This is a genomic window from Pseudomonas sp. NPDC089734, from assembly GCF_044748865.1.
GTDB lineage: Bacteria > Pseudomonadota > Gammaproteobacteria > Pseudomonadales > Pseudomonadaceae > Aquipseudomonas.
In genome coordinates this window covers 22,897-40,343 of sequence record NZ_JBIVGV010000021.1, presented here as the reverse complement: position 1 = coordinate 40,343, position 17,447 = coordinate 22,897, and the positions used below count along the sequence as shown (strand labels likewise).

Genomic DNA, 17,447 nt, shown 5'->3' with positions numbered 1-17,447 from the left:
CCAGCCCACCAGGACTGGCACTTAGCCACAAGTCAAGGCATGCTAGCCGCCCTTTGGGCGCCCGGCTTATATTGCATAACGCACTCGCTGCTTCAGTCCAGTAGTCAGGAACAACGATTTGCCAACACCAACGCCCTCAAAGCCATCAGAAACAGCCAAAGGAACGGCTGTTTTGCCTTTGCGTAGCTCCTTGAAAGGTGTACTGGCAGCCCTTGTTCTGCTGATGCTTGCGTTATTGCTGTGGCAACTGCTTGAACAGTTCCATCAGAATCAGGAACGCCAGCGCCAGCGTAGCCTCGATTACAGTACCCAGCTGGCCGACCGCCTGGGCCTCAACATGGCCCTGAGTGCGCAGATCACCATGAACCTGCTCGATGAAGCCATGCCTTCGGAGAAGCAGGATCCGGAGCAGAAGTCGACACAGGAGAAACTGCGCGAGGCCCTTCCCTCCCTGCGCAGCATTGTCTGGCTCAGCCCTGAAGGCGAAGTGATCAAGGACAGTGCCGACAACACGCCCGACAGAGCGTTTCTCAAAGGCGCGCTTCAGCAGGCATTGGGCCGCACCTACTACTACACCAATTCCGAAAACGGCTCACAGATCTACATGTTCGTGCATCAATCCGGAGGCATGACGGGGGCCTACTGGGTCGTGCGTCTGGCACCGGATGCGCTGAGAACCCTGATGCAACAGCCCAATCAGGACATCCCGTACCTGTGGCGTCTCGAAAACCGCATCACGCAACGGATCATCCTGCGCGACGTGGCCATGACCAGCGACTCCGACCATGCCGAAAGCGTTCTGCTTCAGCCATTGAGCAACAGCGACTGGCAACTGCACGGCCTGTACGATGCCGACAAGGCACGCCGGGAGCTTCTTGCCCCCCTGATCCTGAAATGCATGATCGGCCTGCTGTTTTCACTTCTGCCGCTGGCTGCGATCCTCAGCCTGCGCCGTCGCCAGCGCCTGTTGCTGGAGAGCCGCCGCCGTTATCAGGACATTTTCGAGGGCGCCGGTGTTGCCATCTGTGTACTGGACATGTCCGGTCTGCCCGAGCAGCTTGAAACCCTTCAGGTCCACACATCGCAAGACTTCGACCATTTGCGCGAAACACAGCCGGGCCACTTGAAAAGGTTGTTGCAGCAATTGCGCATTACGGAGGTCAATCAGGTTGCCCTGAGCCTGCTGAATATCGACTGTGGCGATCAGGCCTGGCAACAATTGATCGAGGGCGAATCCCGCACCCGCCCCGGTATCGGCATCCAGGTGATTCATGCGGTTCTCAATAGACAACAGCGGCTTGAACTGGAGATCCGCCTGACCCAGGAATCCGGCCAGGACCAGCATCTGTGGCTGGTATTACGCTTGCCCGAGGCCCAGTCCGACTTTGATGCCGTCATTCTCAGCATTGGCGACATCACCAGCCGCAAGCAGATCGAACTGTCGTTGCAGGAGCGCGAACGCTTCTGGTCGGATGTGGTACGCACCGTACCGGATCACCTGTATGTGCAGGACGTCCTCAGCCAACGCATGATCTACAGCAACCACCACCTCGGGCAGACGCTGGGCTACAGCAAGGGCGAGCTGCACGCGATGGGGGAGTTCTTCTGGGAAATCCTGCTGCACCCGGACGACGCCAAGAGCTATCAGGACATGCGCCTGCGCCAGCGCCATCACGGGCACAACGAGTTGCTGCAGTGTGTCCTGCGCTTTCGCGACAGCGAACACAACTGGCGCTGCTTCGATATCCGCGAACAGGCACTGGCGCGTGACAAGGACGATCTGGTCACCCGGATCATCGGTGTCGCCAAGGACATTACCGAACAGGTGGCGGCCAGCCAGTCTCTGCGTGACAGCGAGCAACGCTACCGCATGCTCGCCGAAAGCATCAGCGATGTGATCTTCTCCACCGACAGCATGCTTGAAGCCAATTATGTCAGCCCTTCGGTCCAGAGCGTTCTGGGCTACAGCGCCGAGTGGATCCTCAAGAATGGCTGGAGCGCCACGGTTGCCAACCCGTTGCAGCTCTCGGGCTTCTACAACCTGATAGCGCGTATCAACAAGGTTCTCGACAAACCCAATGAGCTCGCCAGACTGCGCCAGGATGTACCGACCCAGGTATACCTGTTCGACTGCCTGCGCGCCGACGGCCGCAAGATCCCCGTCGAACTGCGACTGGTTCTGGTGTGGGACGAGAACGGCACCTTCGAAGGCATATTGGGTGTCGGCCGCGATATCAGCACCCAGCGTCGCGCAGAAAAGGATCTGCGCATGGCCGCCACCGTTTTCGAGCACTCCACGTCCGCGATCCTCATTACCGACCCGGCGGGCTATATCGTGCAGGCCAACGATGCCTTCACCCGTGTCAGCGGTTATGACGTCTCGCAGGTGCTCGATCAGCTTCCCAACATGCTGACCGTAGATGGAGAACAGGAGGCCCACCTGCGCTACATCCTCAAACAGCTGAATCAGCGTGGGACCTGGGAAGGAGAGGTCTGGCTCAAGCGTCGCAATGGCGAGAATTACCCGGCCTGGGTCGGTATCACAGCCGTGGTGGACGATGAAGGCGACCTGGCCAGCTATGTGTGCTTCTTCAGCGATATCAGCGAGCGCAAGGCCAGCGAACAGCGTATTCACCGCCTGGCCTATTACGACGCCCTGACGCACCTGCCCAACCGGACCCTGTTCCAGGATCGCCTGCATTCGGCCCTGCAACAGGCCGAGCGGCAACAGGCCTGGGTGGTCCTGATGTTCCTGGACCTGGATCGCTTCAAACCGATCAACGACTCCCTGGGCCATGCCGCCGGCGACCGCATGCTCAAGGAAATGGCTACACGCCTGCTGGCCTGCGTTGCCGACGATGACACCGTGGCACGCATGGGCGGCGATGAGTTCACCCTGCTGCTGCAACCGGGCGCCACACGCGACATCGCCCTGAACCGGGCCATCCACGTGGCCGAGCAGATCCTGAACAGCCTGGTGACCCCTTTCGTGCTGGAAGGGCGCGAGTTCTTCGTGACCGCCAGTATCGGTATCGCCCTGAGCCCTCAGGACGGTAACGAACTGAGCCAGCTGATGAAAAACGCCGACACCGCGATGTACCACGCCAAGGAACGCGGCAAGAACAACTTCCAGTTCTATCAGGCCGACATGAACGCCACGGCCCTGGAACGTCTGGAACTGGAAAGCGACCTGCGCCATGCCCTGGAACAGCAAGAGTTCACGATTTATTACCAGCCCCAGTTCAGCGGCGACGGCAAACGCCTGACCGGTGCCGAAGCGTTGCTGCGCTGGCGGCATCCACGCCGCGGCCTGGTACCGCCCAGCGACTTCATCCCGGTCCTGGAAGAACTCGGGCTGGTGGTGGAAGTCGGCGACTGGGTGCTGGCCGAAGCCTGCCGCCAGCTCAAGAGCTGGCATCAGGCCAAGGTCCGAGTGCCCAAGGTCTCGGTGAACATTTCTGCCCGTCAGTTCTCGGATGGACAGCTCGGCAAACGTATCGCTCACATGCTGGGCGAAACCGGCCTGCCACCGGCGTGCCTCGAGCTGGAACTGACCGAAAGTATTCTGATGCGCGAAGTCAACGAAGCCATGCAGATGCTGGACGGGCTCAAGAACCTTGGCCTGAGCATCGCGGTCGATGACTTCGGCACCGGCTACTCGTCGCTGAACTACCTCAAGCAGTTCCCGATCGACATCCTCAAGATCGACCGCACCTTTGTCGACGGCCTGCCTTCGGGCGAACAGGACGCCCAGATCGCCCGCGCCATTATCGCCATGGCCCACAGCCTGAACCTTGCGGTAATCGCCGAAGGCGTCGAGACCCATGAACAACTCGAGTTCCTGCGCGAGCACGGTTGCGACGAAGTCCAGGGCTACCTCTTCGGCCGCCCGATGCCCGCCTCGCAGTTCGAGGCGCAGTTCAGCAATGATGCGCTGTTCATGTTCGACTAGGTCGAACAGGAACAGTAGCGGCAAGCGGCAAGTTGGAAGCTTCAAGAAAAAGCAAAGGACGCTGCGGTCTGCTCTTGCTTGTAGCTTGTAGCTTGTAGCTTGTAGCTTGTAGCTTGAGACTTGCCTCCCCCCCACTTGCATCCCCCTCATCGACAAATGAACCCCTTTCATATGCCAGATAAAACCCGATGAGGTAGAATGCCCCCCTTTTCTGCTCCAACCCTCGAGGACTGCCATGTTCAGCCGTGATTTGACTATCGCCAAGTTCGACCCCGATCTCTTCGCCGCCATGGAACAAGAAGCCGTGCGCCAGGAAGAGCACATCGAACTGATCGCTTCGGAAAACTACACCAGCCCGGCGGTCATGGAAGCCCAGGGTTCGGCTCTGACCAACAAGTACGCCGAAGGCTATCCAGGCAAGCGTTACTACGGCGGTTGCGAGTACGTCGACGTGGTTGAGCAACTGGCCATCGACCGCGCCAAGGAGCTGTTCGGTGCCGACTACGCCAACGTCCAGCCGCACGCCGGTTCGCAAGCCAACTCGGCTGTTTACCTGGCCCTGCTGCAAGGCGGCGACACCATTCTGGGCATGAGCCTGGCTCACGGCGGTCACCTGACTCACGGCGCCAGCGTCAGCTCGTCGGGCAAGCTGTACAACGCCGTTCAGTACGGCATCGACGCCAACGGCATGATCGACTACGACGAAGTCGAGCGCCTGGCCGTCGAGCACAAGCCAAAAATGATCGTGGCCGGTTTCTCTGCCTACTCGCAGGTTCTGGACTTCGCCCGTTTCCGCGCAATCGCTGACAAGGTCGGCGCCTACCTGTTCGTCGACATGGCTCACGTAGCCGGTCTGGTCGCTGCGGGCGTCTACCCGAACCCGGTTCCGTTCGCCGACGTCGTGACCACCACCACTCACAAGACCCTGCGTGGCCCACGTGGCGGCCTGATCCTGGCTCGCGCCAACGCCGACATCGAGAAGAAGCTGAACTCCGCTGTTTTCCCGGGCGCACAAGGCGGCCCGCTGGAGCACGTCATCGCGGCCAAGGCTGTCTGCTTCAAGGAAGCCCTGCAACCTGAGTTCAAGACCTACCAGCAACAAGTGGTCAAGAACGCCCAGGCCATGGCAAGCGTGTTCATCGAACGTGGCTTCGACGTGGTTTCCGGCGGTACTGAAAACCACCTGTTCCTGCTGTCGCTGATCAAGCAGGACATCTCCGGTAAAGATGCCGACGCCGCTCTGGGCCGTGCATTCATCACCGTGAACAAGAACTCCGTACCGAACGACCCACGCTCCCCGTTCGTCACCTCCGGTCTGCGCTTCGGCACCCCGGCAGTGACCACTCGCGGCTTCAAGGAAGCAGAGTGCAAGGAACTGGCTGGCTGGATCTGCGACATCCTGGCTGACCTGAACAACGAAGCCGTGATCGACGCGGTTCGCGAGAAGGTCAAGGCCATCTGCGCCAAGCTGCCGGTTTACGGCGCTTAAGACAGCCTCGCTTCAGCGATGAAACACAAAGCCCCGACTCTCGCGAGCCGGGGCTTTTTCGTAACGCGCTGTCACTCGGAACGCCTCAGGCGCCCTCCATCCTTGCAAACCCCGCCCGGATCTTCTCCTCCGGCAAATCGTCGGCAATGAACACGATCACGCTTTCGCGTGTTTCGTCTTCTGCCCATTCGGTATCCCAGTCGAAACCATAGAGTTTCAACACCCCCTGAAACACCATGCGACGCGGTTCGCCCGCGATATTGAGCACGCCCTTGTAACGCAGCAGTTGCTTGCCGTGGTCTTCAAGCAGCTCGTTCATGAACTCGCTGAGCCTGTCGATATCCAGCGGCTTGTCGCTGCGCAGTACAAGGCTGGAAATCCGGTCAGTGGAATTACCGACCGGCGCAAGCGGCCGCAGCGTCACGCCACCGCCAAGATCGGCATTGAGGTTGAAGCCCCTGACATCCAACAGTTCAGCCAGATCGATCTTGCCGTGTTCTACGACACGAATCGGCGCACGACGGTTGATGCGAGTCAGACGAGCGGAGAGTGCCTGGAAGGCCTCTTCATCCACCAGGTCGCGCTTGCTCACCAGCAGGCGGTCGGCAAAGCCGATCTGGGCCTGGGCAATGGTCTGGGTCAGGTGGGTGTCGGCATGGGCCGCATCCACAAGCGTGATGATGCCGTCGAGGATATAGCGCTCGCGCAGTTCCTCGTCGATGAAAAAGGTCTGGGCCACAGGGGCCGGGTCCGCCAGCCCGGTGCACTCGATGACCAGCCGGTCGAAGGCGATTTCGCCGCTGTCCAGCCGCTCCAGCAGCAAGTACAGCGCCTTGGTCAGGTCAGTGTGGATGGTGCAGCACACGCAGCCGTTGGACAGGGTCATCACCTGCACCGGGTCGTCGCCCAACAACTGACTGTCGATGCCCGCATCGCTGAATTCGTTTTCGATCACGGCGATCTTCAAGCCGTGTTCGGCCTTGAGCAAGTGACGCAGCAAGGTGGTCTTGCCGGCGCCCAGAAAACCGGTCAGTACCGTGACCGGGATGGGTTGCAATTCGCTCATTGGGGCTCCTTGGCAGGACAAAAATGACAACGCGCCACAGGCACAGGCCTGTGGCGCGTCGGGTCAGACAATAACGCAGTTCAGAGGATCAGCAACACTTCGGACCACTCTTGCCACCGTAACGGGCTTCCTGGCGCTCCCGAAAGAACTCCTCGTAGCTCATCACCGGCTTGTCCGGGTGAGTGGCCGTCATGTGCTCGACGTAGTTGTCGTAGTCCGGCATGCCCACCATCAGGCGTGCGGCCTGACCGAGGTATTTGCCGAGGCGACTGAGGTCATTGAACATGGGCCGATCCTCTGGTGACTGTCACGTTCACACCTGCGATGCCGGTGGCATTTCTTTGTACGGGGCTTCCTTGTCGCTACGCTCGGTCTTGCTCCAGGCGGCACTGCCGACTTTCAGGGCGTAGAACAGGATGCTTGCCACCACGAACAGGAACAGCACCGTCAGGCCAGCGTTGGTGTAAGCGTTGAAGATCACGTGCTGCATCTGGTCCATGTTCTTGGCCGGAGCCAGGATCTGACCGGCATCCGCCGCTGCGCTGTACTTCTTGGCCAGGGCCAGGAAGCCGACGGCAGGGTTGCTGTCGAACAGTTTGATCAGACCGGCAGTGACGGTGCAGATCAGCAGCCACGAGGCTGGCAGTACGGTGACCCAGACATAGCGCTGACGCTTCATCTTGATCAGCACCACGCTGGCGAGCATCAGGGCAATACCGGCCAGCATCTGGTTGGAGATGCCGAACAGTGGCCACAGGGTGTTGATGCCACCCAGCGGATCGATCACGCCTTGATACAGCAGGTAACCCCACAGGGCCACGCAGCCACCGGTGCCGATGACGTTAGCGGTCCACGACTCGGTGCGCTTGAGGGCTGGCACGAAGCTGCCCAGCAGGTCCTGAAGCATGAAGCGACCGGCACGGGTACCGGCATCGACAGCGGTGAGGATGAACAGCGCCTCGAAGAGGATCGCAAAGTGGTACCAGAACGCCATGGTGTTCTCACCCGGCAGGGCCTGGTGAAGGATCTGCGCGATACCGACCGCCAGGGTCGGTGCACCACCGGCGCGGGCCAGGATGGTGTTCTCGCCGATGTCCTTGGCCACGGCGGTCAGCTGGTCCGGCGTGATGAGGAAGCCCCACTCGCTGACCTTGGCCGCTACCGACACCACATCGCTGCCGACCACAGCGGCCGGGCTGTTCATGGCGAAGTACACGCCTGGCTCGATGACCGAAGCCGCCACCATCGCCATGATCGCCACGAACGACTCCATCAGCATGCCGCCGTAACCGATATAACGAGCGTTGACTTCGTTATCCAGCAGCTTGGGCGTGGTGCCCGAGGAAATCAGGGCATGGAAGCCCGACACCGCGCCGCAGGCAATGGTGATGAACAGGAACGGGAACAGGGTGCCCTTCCAGACCGGGCCAGTGCCGTCGGTGAACTGGGTCAGGGCTGGCATTTTCAGCTCGGGCGCCAGGATCAGGATACCGATGGCCAGGGCCACGATGGTGCCGATCTTGAGGAAGGTCGACAGGTAGTCACGCGGGGCCAGCAACAGCCAGACCGGCAGCATGGCGGCGACAAAACCGTAGCCCACCAGCATCCAGGTGATCTGCACACCGGTGAAAGTGAACATCGGTGCCCAGGTCGGATCGGCCGCAACCGAACCGCCGATCCAGATCGAAGCCAGCAACAGAACCACGCCGATGATCGAGATTTCACCGATGCGACCCGGGCGGATGTAGCGCATGTACACGCCCATGAACATCGCGATCGGAATGGTCGCCATCACGGTGAACATGCCCCATGGGCTTTCGGCCAGGGCCTTGACCACGATCAGCGCCAGCACCGCAAGGATGATGATCATGATCAGGAAGCAGCCGAACAGGGCGATGGTGCCGGGAATACGGCCCATTTCCTCGCGCACCATGTCGCCCAGCGAGCGACCGTTACGGCGTGTGGACAGGAACAGGATCATGAAGTCCTGCACCGCACCGGCCAGTACCACACCGGCGATCAGCCAGAGCGTGCCGGGCAGATAGCCCATTTGTGCGGCCAGTACCGGACCGACCAATGGACCCGCACCTGCGATGGCCGCGAAGTGGTGACCGAAAAGAATGTGTTTGTTGGTCGGCACATAGTCCAGACCATCGTTGTTGACCACTGCCGGTGTCGCACGCAACGGATCGAGCTGCATGACATGGTTGGCAATGAAGAGACTGTAGTAACGATAAGCAACCAGATAGATGGCAACAGCAGCGACCACAATCCACAAGGCGTTGATTGCTTCGCCACGACGCAGTGCCACAACCCCCAAGGCACAAGCCCCCACGATTGCGAGCAGCAACCAGGGGATATGCCGCATAAGGCTATTATTATTTTTCATTTTTCTATTCCAGCAGAGTGACTAGAAGGCAAGCAATGCGAGTTTAGCTCTGTCGCAGCGAAAGGCCACCCCCCACGATGGTCTAGACGGCCTTTGAACAGGAGAAAAGAAATAACAGGGTTCATTGCCCTGGCCAGCAATAAAAATCGGCGCGGGAACTGTTCGGCAGACCCGTTCAGGTCTATCTTGCGTAGACAACGGTGCCATTATCGTGGCCTGTCCGCTGACCGACCGTCAGTCGTTACCAAGAGAGTTCAGTTGATGACCGACTCACCCGCAGATCGTCGTCGTTTCAAGCGCATCGCTTTCGACGCCAAGACCGACCTCTACCAGGGTAACAACACCTGGAAAGTGCAGTTGCTTGACCTGTCCCTGAAAGGGATGCTCATCGAGCGACCTGAACCCTGGACAGGCGATCCGAAAGAGCACTTTCTGGTCGACATCCACCTCAGCGACGATGTTTACGTAAAGATGGACGTGAAGCTGACCCACGATGATAACCACCACCTCGGGTTCGTCTGCCTGCACATCGGGCTGGGCTCCATCAGCCACCTGAAGCGGCTGGTGGAACTGAATCTGGGTGATCCTGCCGAACTGGATCGGGAGCTGGCAGCCCTGATCGACGTCTGAACAAATCGGTGGAAGGTCCCGCAGTGTTCCTGACGCTGCACTGTCGATCAGCAAACAGGAAACCTGTGGGACCGGATTTATCCGGGAAGAGCCGCGACATTCACACTATCTGTACCGTCAGAAAGAATGCCTTCGCGACTGAATTCGCTCCTACTCGAACAACGCATCCAGCGCCTGTTCAAGGCGTGTAACGGCAATGATCTGCAACCCGGCCGGCGCTTCCTTGGGGGCATTACCCTTTGGCACGATGGCACGCTTGAAGCCATGCTTGGCGGCCTCTTTCAAACGCTCCTGCCCACTGGGCACCGGCCTGACTTCTCCGGAAAGCCCCACCTCTCCGAATACCAGCAAATCATGGGGCAATGGCCGGTTGCGCAGGCTGGACATGACCGCCGCCATCAGCGCCAGGTCGGACGCCGTTTCCAGCACTTTCACACCGCCTACCACGTTAAGGAATACATCCTGATCATGGGTCGGAATGCCGCCATGGCGATGCAGCACCGCCAGCAGCATGGACAGGCGATTCTGATCCAGCCCCAGCGTCACCCGGCGCGGGTTGGACATGTGGCTGTCATCGACCAGTGCCTGAACTTCGACCAGCATCGGTCGAGTGCCTTCCCAGGTAGCCATGACCACACTGCCGGGCACTTCTTCCTGGGCGCGGGTCAGGAAAATCGCCGATGGATTGGAGACTTCCTTGAGCCCCTTGTCCGTCATGCCGAACACGCCCAGTTCGTTGACAGCCCCGAAACGGTTCTTCACGGCGCGCAACAAGCGCAAGCGCCCATCGGACTCGCCCTCGAAATACAGCACGGTATCGACCATGTGTTCCAGGACGCGGGGGCCAGCCAGCGCGCCCTCCTTGGTGACATGGCCCACCAGGAAAATCGCCGTGCCGCTCTGCTTGGCATAACGCACCAGCAATGCCGCGCTTTCCCGCACTTGTGCCACGCCACCGGGAGCCGATTGCAGTTGTTCGGTAAAGATCGTCTGGATGGAGTCGATCACCATGACCTTGGGGTGTTCGACACGGGCGGTGGCGATGATGGACTCAATGCAGGTTTCGGTCATGACCCGCAGCTTGTCCTGAGGCAAGCCCAGACGCCGCGCACGCATGGCCACCTGCTGCTGGGATTCTTCGCCCGTCACATACAGGGCCGGCATGCGCTCGGCGATGTTGCACAGGGTCTGCAACAGAATCGTGGACTTGCCGATCCCCGGATCACCGCCGATCAACACCACCGAACCATCCACAAGCCCGCCACCCAGCACACGGTCCAGCTCGGTGGACTTGGTGGAGAAACGCGGAATCTCTTCGACACTGACTTCGGCCAGGGTCTTGATCTGAGCCTGAGAACCGGCCCAGCCGGTGCGTCCACTGGGCGCAGCGGCCGCGCCGCTTTCCAGCATGGTTTCAACCAGTGTGTTCCAGGCACCACAGTCGCTGCACTGGCCTGCCCACTTGGGAAAAGTCGCGCCGCACTCTGTGCAGCCGTACAAACGTTTTGCCTTGGCCATGGCAACCCCAGTCGTAAAAAGGACCATGATAACGCAGCACGAGACCTGCCGCCGGGTGCTGGTTTTTACCGGATTCGATAAAACTTCCCACGCCGGCTTCGGTCGATTGCAGGTGGACCGGGCAAGACAGGGCTTGCTCCATTACACTGAATCCGATCACATCCATTTGTAACAAGGAGCGCCCATGAGCGTATTAAGCGAATTCAAAGCCTTTGCCGTCAAAGGTAATGTGGTCGATATGGCCGTCGGTATCATCATTGGCGCAGCATTCGGCAAGATCGTTTCGTCGTTCGTCGGCGACGTCATCATGCCTCCGCTGGGCCTGTTGATCGGCGGTGTGGACTTCAGTGACCTGGCCATCACGCTGCGAGCCGCCGAAGGCAATACCCCGGCCGTACTGCTGGCTTACGGCAAATTCATTCAGACCGTGATCGACTTCGTCATCGTTGCCTTCGCCATCTTCATGGGCGTCAAGGCCATCAACCGCCTCAAGCGCGAAGAAGCCAAGGCCCCGACCCTGCCACCGACACCGTCCAAGGAAGAAGTGCTGCTGGGCGAGATCCGGGATCTGCTGAAGGAACAGAACAAACCTGCGGCTCCCGTTACCGTGGACCCGACTCGCCCGCTGTGATGTCGGGATAAGCGCGTGACAGCGAACCGGATTGACCTGTAGGAGCGGATTCATCCGCGAAGAGGCCGGAGGATCCGCAACACATCCATTGCCTGGAATGCTGTCTTCGCGAATGAATTCACGCCTACCAGTAGTTTTCCACCACCACCTGCCCCGGGCGACGGGTCAGGTTCAACTGCATGTCCCGTTGTTTGAGCACTGCTCTCGTGTCATCGATCATTTGCGGATTGCCGCAGATCATCACGCGCGAATGCTCGGGCGTCAGCGCAACACCGGCCGCTCGCTCCAGCTCGCCATTCTCGATCAGGGTCGTAATGCGGCCATGCAAGGCCCCCGGATGTTGCTCGCGGGTGACGGTGGGCAGGAACAGGAATTTCTCTGCGTACTCGGCCAGGTAATCGCGCGCCATCAACTCGGCGATCAGCTGTTGATAAGCCAGCTCTCTGGACTCCCGCACGCTGTAGACCAGGATGATGCGCTCGAACTTCTCCCAGATCTCGAAATCCTGAAGGATCGAAAGAAAAGGCGCGACGCCCGTGCCTGTGGACAACAGCCACAGATCCCGGCCATCGACAAAGCGATCCGGCGTCAGATAACCCGTCGCCTGCTTCTCGACCAGCAGCGTGTCCCCTTCACGCAAGCGGCTCAACTCGCTGGTGAACTCGCCATCCGGGACCACGATGGAGAAAAACTCCAGAAACTCGTCATGAGGCGAAGAGACCATCGAGTAGGCACGCCAGACCGTGCTGCCGTCCGCCTTTGTCACGCCAAGGCGTGCAAACTGCCCGGCGCGAAAGCGAAACCCCGGATCACGGGTCGTGCGCAGGGTAAACAGGTTGTGGGTCAACGGCGTCACGCATTGCAGGGTCTGACGGGTGAACTTGTCTTCGCTGGTGGTCATGGTGTGTTTCTGACTCCGGGCTGGCAGGGGTGTATGGGCCTCTAGTCTCCCCCAAAGCGCGCCCGATAAACACCGGCTGTTTGTAGTGCCTTGGCCTGTCGACGCACAGACATCCATTTAGAGTATTTGGTTCTTGAGTCTGATGCTCTTTGGTCGAGCGCTTCTACAACACGAAAGAAGCAACCACGCCCCCATCATCATTTCAGCCAGAAACACCTCTCTGGCATTCAAGAAAGCCATCACACCACTCGTCTGGATGCGTTTTCCCACGGCTATTACTCAAGGGATTGTTCCTAGACTACAAAGACAATTAGAAACATCTCGCCATCAAAGGTATGGAGGCGATCATGCATCCCATGGAACTTAACTCACTGTCTCCCTCGCAATCGAAAAACCTCACACAACGAGAAATCGAAATTCTCAAATGGTCCGCCGAAGGCAAGACCGCCGGCGACATCGCAATCATCCTCAGCCTCAAGGAACGAACCATCCATTTCCATATCGCCAGCGCGATACAGAAAATGGGGGTTTGCAACAAGACTGCGGCCGCCGTGCAGGCAGCCTTGAGTGGAATGTTCTGATCATACGGAGTGCCAAACCGCAAAAAGTACGTAAAACTACCGGCCTCAGCGAGCCCGCCCGATTCCGGGCTTATGTGACATACGTCGATTGCCCAGAGTTTTGCCAGCCATGCCCTTGCTTACCAGCCCTTTTGCTCAACTTGACCTCATCCGCCAACCCGAGCAACAGGATGAACCTCTGCAGGCATTCGACGCCGCTGATGAATACTTGCTCAACCATGTCGCGGAAATCGGCCTGACGCTGCAAAGCAAGGTGCTGGTTCTCAACGATAACTTCGGCGCCCTGGCCGCCAGCCTGGCACAGCATGCCACCGTCATCAGCAGCACGGACTCGTATCTGGCGGCCCAGGCTCTGGAGAAAAACCTTGCGCGCAATGGCATGGCCTATGACGCCGTACCGCTGATTCCCGCCAGCGCGCCCCTGACCGGCCCTTTCGACTGGGTATTGATCCGGGTGCCCAAGACGCTGGCCCTGCTGGAGGAACAGCTCATTCGCCTGCAAGGCCAACTGGCCCCCGGCGCACGGGTGATCGCCGCCGCCATGGTCAAGCACCTGCCGCGCTCGGCCGGTGATCTGCTGGAAGAATACGTAGGCCCGGTGCAGGCATCGCTGGCCGTGAAAAAAGCCCGCCTGCTGTTCGCCACCCCGGAAAGCAGAGAGCCCCTGAGCTCGCCCTACCCGACCCGCTACACCCTCGACCAGCCCGCCATCGAACTGATCAATCACGCCAACGTGTTCTGCCGTGACGGACTGGACATCGGCACCCGCGCCTTCCTGCCTTACCTGCCGAAAAACCTCGGCACGGCCAGGGTCGCCGACCTGGGTTGCGGCAATGGTGTCCTGGCCATCGCCAGCGCACTCGACAACCCTCAGGCCCACTACACATTGGTGGATGAGTCCTTCATGGCCGTGCAGTCGGCGGCCGAGAACTGGCAGTCGGTTCTGGGAGAACGAGAAGTAGTGATCCGGGCCGCCGACGGCCTCGCCGGTCAGGAGCCCGACTCACTGGATGTGGTGCTCTGTAACCCGCCTTTCCATCAGCAACAGGTGGTCGGCGATTTCCTGGCATGGCGCATGTTCCTGCAGGCACGATCTGCACTGGTGGTCGGCGGCGCACTGTATATCGTGGGCAATCGTCATTTGGGCTATCACAGCAAGCTCGCACGGCTGTTCCGTGGCGTGGAACAAGTCGCCGCGACACCCAAGTTCGTCATTCTGAAAGCCCGTAAATAAATAACCTAAAAAAAACCCTCCACTGCAGAGTGTGTGAAAACGTAGCGAGCGACGGTCAGGCAAGGCGAAAACAGGCGAGGAAGCGGAGTTTACGTATTGTAAATGAGCATTCCGAGCCTGTTTTCAACGCAGCATGACCGAGCGCAGTAGTTTTCACACAGTCTGATAAGGAGGGTTATAAAACCGTGTCAACAAACACGGGATGGGAATTCAGTGCATGGCAATCAGTGGGTGGTCAGTCCCGCTGCATTCATGAACATGCGCATCAGGCTGGCTACGATGAACAGCGTAAAGACACTCCCTGCCCAGATACCCGCCAGCCAGGCCAATCGTTGCCAGAGCGGTTTGCTCATTGCCGGATCTTTATCGTGCATCGAGTCTTTGCCAGACATCGCCAATCTCCTCTAATCCAGACTAGGTTTTGTACGTAAAGTGGCTGCGCTCGGTCATGCTGCGTTAAAAACCGGCTCGGAATGCTCATTGACAACCCGTCAACTCCGCTTCCTCGCCGTTTTTTGCCTTGCCTGACCTTCGCTCGCCGACTTTTCATACAGAACCTAGTGATAACCGTCTTCAGCGGTCACCTTGCCCCGGAACACGTAATAGCTCCAGAAGGTGTACCCCAGGATGAACGGGATGATGAACAGCGTCCCCACCAGCATGAATCCCTGACTCTGAGGAGGAGCCGCAGCCTCCCAGATCGAAATCGAAGGCGGCACGATATGCGGCCACAGGCTGATGCCCAGGCCGCTGTATCCCAGGAAGATCAGCAGCAGTGTCAGCAGGAACGGCGTGTAATGGGCATTACGAGCCACGGCCTTGAACAGCCCGTACATCGTGACCAGCACCAGGATCGGCACCGGCATGAACCAGAACAGGTTGGGCAGGCTGAACCAGCGGGCCGCGATGTCCGCATGCGTCAGCGGGGTCCAGATACTGACAATGCCGATGACCGCCAGCATCACCAGCGCCAGAGGGCGTGCCAGATCATGCATGGCCTGCTGCAACGAGCCTTCGGTTTTCATGATCAGCCAGGTGCATCCCAGCAGGGCATAGGCCACGATCAAGGCCAGGCCGCAGAAGATCGGAAACGGTGCCAGCCAGTCCAGCGAACCACCCGCGAACTCGCGATTGACGACCGGGATGCCTTCGATGAAGGCCCCCAGCGCAACGCCCTGGAAAAAGGTGGCGACCAGTGAACCGCCGATGAACGCCTTGTCCCACAGGTGACGCTTGGCTTCAGTGGCCTTGAAGCGAAACTCGAAGGCCACGCCCCGGAAGATCAGCCCCATCAGCATGAAGATCAGCGGCAGGTACAGGGCCGACAGCACCACGGCATACGCCATGGGAAAGGCACCGAACAGCGCTGCGCCGCCCAATACCAGCCATGTCTCGTTGCCATCCCAGACCGGCGCAACGGTGTTCATCATCACGTCGCGATCGGAGCTGTCTTTCATGAACGGGAAGAGAATCCCGATGCCCAGGTCGAAACCGTCCATCACCACGTACATCATGATGCCGAAGATGATGATGACAGCCCAGATCAGTGGAAGATCGATGCCCATGACTCAGTTCCCCTTGCTCAGGCTGTCGAGTGTGTCGTTCTCTTCAGCGCCTTCTTCGGCAGCAGAGAGCGGACGAGCCGGTGTGCGTTTCTGGCCCGGACCGCCTGTCGGCGTATGCTCGACGTGTTTCTTCGGCCCCTTGCGCACCAGACGCATCATGTAGCCCAGACCGGCGCCAAACAGCAGGAAGTAGACGACCACGAACAGCACCAGCGTGATGCTCATTTGCGCAACGCTGTGTCCGGACGAAGCATCCGCCGTACGCATCAGGCCATAGACAACCCAGGGCTGACGGCCGATTTCAGTGGTGAACCAGCCAGCCAGAATCGCGATCAGACCCGATGGCCCCATCCACAAGGCGAGGTACAGGAAAGGACGGGACTTGTAGAGGGCGTCGCGCTTGCGCAGCCAGAGACTCCACAAACCGGTAAAGATCATCAGGAAGCCCAGGCCGACCATGATCCGGAACGACCAGAACACGATGGTCGAATTGGGACGGTCTTCCGGCTTGAACTCCTTGAGCGCCGGGACCTGCTTGTCCAGGCTGTGGGTCAGGATCAGGCTGCCCAGGTAGGGAATTTCAAGGGCGTATTTGGTCTTCTCTTCCTTCATGTCGGGCCAGCCGAACAGAATCAGAGGCGTCGGTTCGTCACCGACGTTTTCCCAGTGCCCTTCGATGGCCGCGATTTTCGCCGGCTGATGCTTGAGCGTGTTCAAGCCATGGAAGTCACCGACCACCGCCTGCAGCGGCGCGACCAGCAGCGCCATCCACATGGCCATCGACAGCATCTTGCGGATCGCAGGTGTATCGCGGCCACGCAGCAGGTGCCAGGCGGCGGAAGACCCCACGAAGAACGCGGTCGCCACAAAGGCGGCAATCGACATGTGCGCCAGGCGATACGGGAAGGACGGGTTGAAGACCACCGCGAACCAGTCGGTCGGAATCACACGACCGTCGATGATTTCAAACCCTTGTGGCGTCTGCATCCAGCTGTTGGACGACAGAATCCAGAACGTGGAGATCAGGGTGCCGATGGCCACCATGACCGTCGAGAAGAAGTGCAGGTTACGGCCGACGCGATTCCAGCCGAACAGCATGACACCGAGAAACCCGGCCTCGAGGAAGAAGGCCGTCAGCACTTCATAGGTCAGCAGCGGCCCGGTGACCGCACCGGCAAAATCGGAAAACCGGCTCCAGTTGGTGCCGAACTGATACGCCATGACCAACCCGGAGACCACGCCCATGCCGAAGTTGACGGCAAAGATTTTCGACCAGAAATGGTAAAGGTCGCGATAAACGTCGTTGCTGGTTTTCAGCCACAAGCCTTCGAGCACCGCCAGATAACTTGCCAGACCAATGGTGATGGCAGGAAACAGGATGTGGAACGAAATCGTGAATGCGAACTGAATGCGGGCAAGATCTATTGCCTCCAAACCGAACATGATTCTTCCTCTATCAGGTGATACCAGCCGATAGCATCAAGCCATCGG

The 17,447-nt window shown here is 59.4% G+C and carries 14 protein-coding genes; 6 read left to right on the top strand and 8 right to left on the bottom strand.

The features are described from left to right. Positions 1 to 118: 118 nt before the first annotated feature. Both ACIPY9_RS21705 and glyA read left to right on the top strand, forming a co-directional pair. Positions 119 to 3,952, top strand: a complete 3,834-nt coding sequence (locus ACIPY9_RS21705; RefSeq protein ID WP_400706323.1) for an EAL domain-containing protein — start codon at positions 119 to 121, stop codon at positions 3,950 to 3,952. A 235-nt stretch (positions 3,953 to 4,187) separates the two neighbouring features. Beyond that, positions 4,188 to 5,441, top strand: a complete 1,254-nt coding sequence (gene glyA / locus ACIPY9_RS21700) for a serine hydroxymethyltransferase (RefSeq protein ID WP_400706320.1) — start codon at positions 4,188 to 4,190, stop codon at positions 5,439 to 5,441. An 85-nt stretch (positions 5,442 to 5,526) separates the two neighbouring features. Here the strand turns inward: glyA and yjiA are convergent, their stop codons facing one another. The 3 genes from yjiA to ACIPY9_RS21685 form a co-directional block, all read right to left on the bottom strand. After that, complete coding sequence (gene yjiA, locus ACIPY9_RS21695) at positions 5,527 to 6,507, bottom strand: GTPase (protein WP_400706317.1); 981 nt, start codon at positions 6,505 to 6,507, stop codon at positions 5,527 to 5,529. Positions 6,508 to 6,595: 88 nt separating this feature from the next. Continuing rightward, on the bottom strand, positions 6,596 to 6,793 hold the full coding sequence (locus tag ACIPY9_RS21690) for a YbdD/YjiX family protein (RefSeq protein WP_400706314.1): 198 nt from the start codon (positions 6,791 to 6,793) through the stop codon (positions 6,596 to 6,598). A gap of 27 nt (positions 6,794 to 6,820) precedes the next feature. After that, positions 6,821 to 8,896, bottom strand: coding sequence for a carbon starvation CstA family protein (locus ACIPY9_RS21685; RefSeq protein ID WP_400706311.1), 2,076 nt, complete (start codon positions 8,894 to 8,896; stop codon positions 6,821 to 6,823). 261 nt (positions 8,897 to 9,157) lie between these two features. Between ACIPY9_RS21685 and ACIPY9_RS21680 the strand changes: the two genes are divergently transcribed. Next, positions 9,158 to 9,526, top strand: a complete 369-nt coding sequence (locus ACIPY9_RS21680) for a PilZ domain-containing protein (RefSeq protein WP_400706308.1) — start codon at positions 9,158 to 9,160, stop codon at positions 9,524 to 9,526. A 150-nt stretch (positions 9,527 to 9,676) separates the two neighbouring features. On the opposite strand, the gene radA is transcribed toward ACIPY9_RS21680, so the two are convergent. Then, positions 9,677 to 11,044, bottom strand: a complete 1,368-nt coding sequence (gene radA / locus ACIPY9_RS21675; protein WP_400706305.1) for a DNA repair protein RadA — start codon at positions 11,042 to 11,044, stop codon at positions 9,677 to 9,679. A 184-nt stretch (positions 11,045 to 11,228) separates the two neighbouring features. Here radA and mscL point away from each other — a divergent pair, with 184 nt between their 5' ends. Then, positions 11,229 to 11,675, top strand: a complete 447-nt coding sequence (gene mscL / locus ACIPY9_RS21670) for a large-conductance mechanosensitive channel protein MscL (protein ID WP_400706302.1) — start codon at positions 11,229 to 11,231, stop codon at positions 11,673 to 11,675. Between the two features lie 124 nt (positions 11,676 to 11,799). Here the strand turns inward: mscL and ACIPY9_RS21665 are convergent, their stop codons facing one another. Beyond that, positions 11,800 to 12,576 (bottom strand): ferredoxin--NADP reductase, encoded by a 777-nt coding sequence (locus ACIPY9_RS21665; RefSeq protein WP_400706299.1) that lies wholly within the window; start codon positions 12,574 to 12,576, stop codon positions 11,800 to 11,802. A gap of 347 nt (positions 12,577 to 12,923) precedes the next feature. Here ACIPY9_RS21665 and ACIPY9_RS21660 point away from each other — a divergent pair, with 347 nt between their 5' ends. Next, the gene (locus tag ACIPY9_RS21660) at positions 12,924 to 13,157 is read left to right on the top strand and encodes a helix-turn-helix transcriptional regulator (protein WP_400706296.1); all 234 of its coding nucleotides are present in this window, start codon (positions 12,924 to 12,926) and stop codon (positions 13,155 to 13,157) included. A 109-nt stretch (positions 13,158 to 13,266) separates the two neighbouring features. Next, positions 13,267 to 14,391 carry a methyltransferase gene (locus ACIPY9_RS21655; RefSeq protein ID WP_400706293.1) on the top strand — a complete coding sequence of 375 codons (1,125 nt, stop codon included), beginning with the start codon at positions 13,267 to 13,269 and terminating at the stop codon, positions 14,389 to 14,391. A 224-nt stretch (positions 14,392 to 14,615) separates the two neighbouring features. Here ACIPY9_RS21655 and ACIPY9_RS21650 read toward each other — a convergent pair whose 3' ends face one another. From ACIPY9_RS21650 to ACIPY9_RS21640, 3 genes are all read right to left on the bottom strand, one after another. Then, a complete protein-coding gene (locus ACIPY9_RS21650) occupies positions 14,616 to 14,783 on the bottom strand; it encodes a DUF2474 domain-containing protein (protein WP_400706290.1) in 168 nt (55 codons plus the stop codon). Between the two features lie 165 nt (positions 14,784 to 14,948). Continuing rightward, positions 14,949 to 15,956 carry a cytochrome d ubiquinol oxidase subunit II gene (cydB, locus tag ACIPY9_RS21645; RefSeq protein WP_400706287.1) on the bottom strand — a complete coding sequence of 336 codons (1,008 nt, stop codon included), beginning with the start codon at positions 15,954 to 15,956 and terminating at the stop codon, positions 14,949 to 14,951. Positions 15,957 to 15,959: 3 nt separating this feature from the next. After that, positions 15,960 to 17,399 carry a cytochrome ubiquinol oxidase subunit I gene (locus ACIPY9_RS21640; RefSeq protein WP_400706284.1) on the bottom strand — a complete coding sequence of 480 codons (1,440 nt, stop codon included), beginning with the start codon at positions 17,397 to 17,399 and terminating at the stop codon, positions 15,960 to 15,962. Between the last annotated feature and the right edge of the window lie 48 nt (positions 17,400 to 17,447).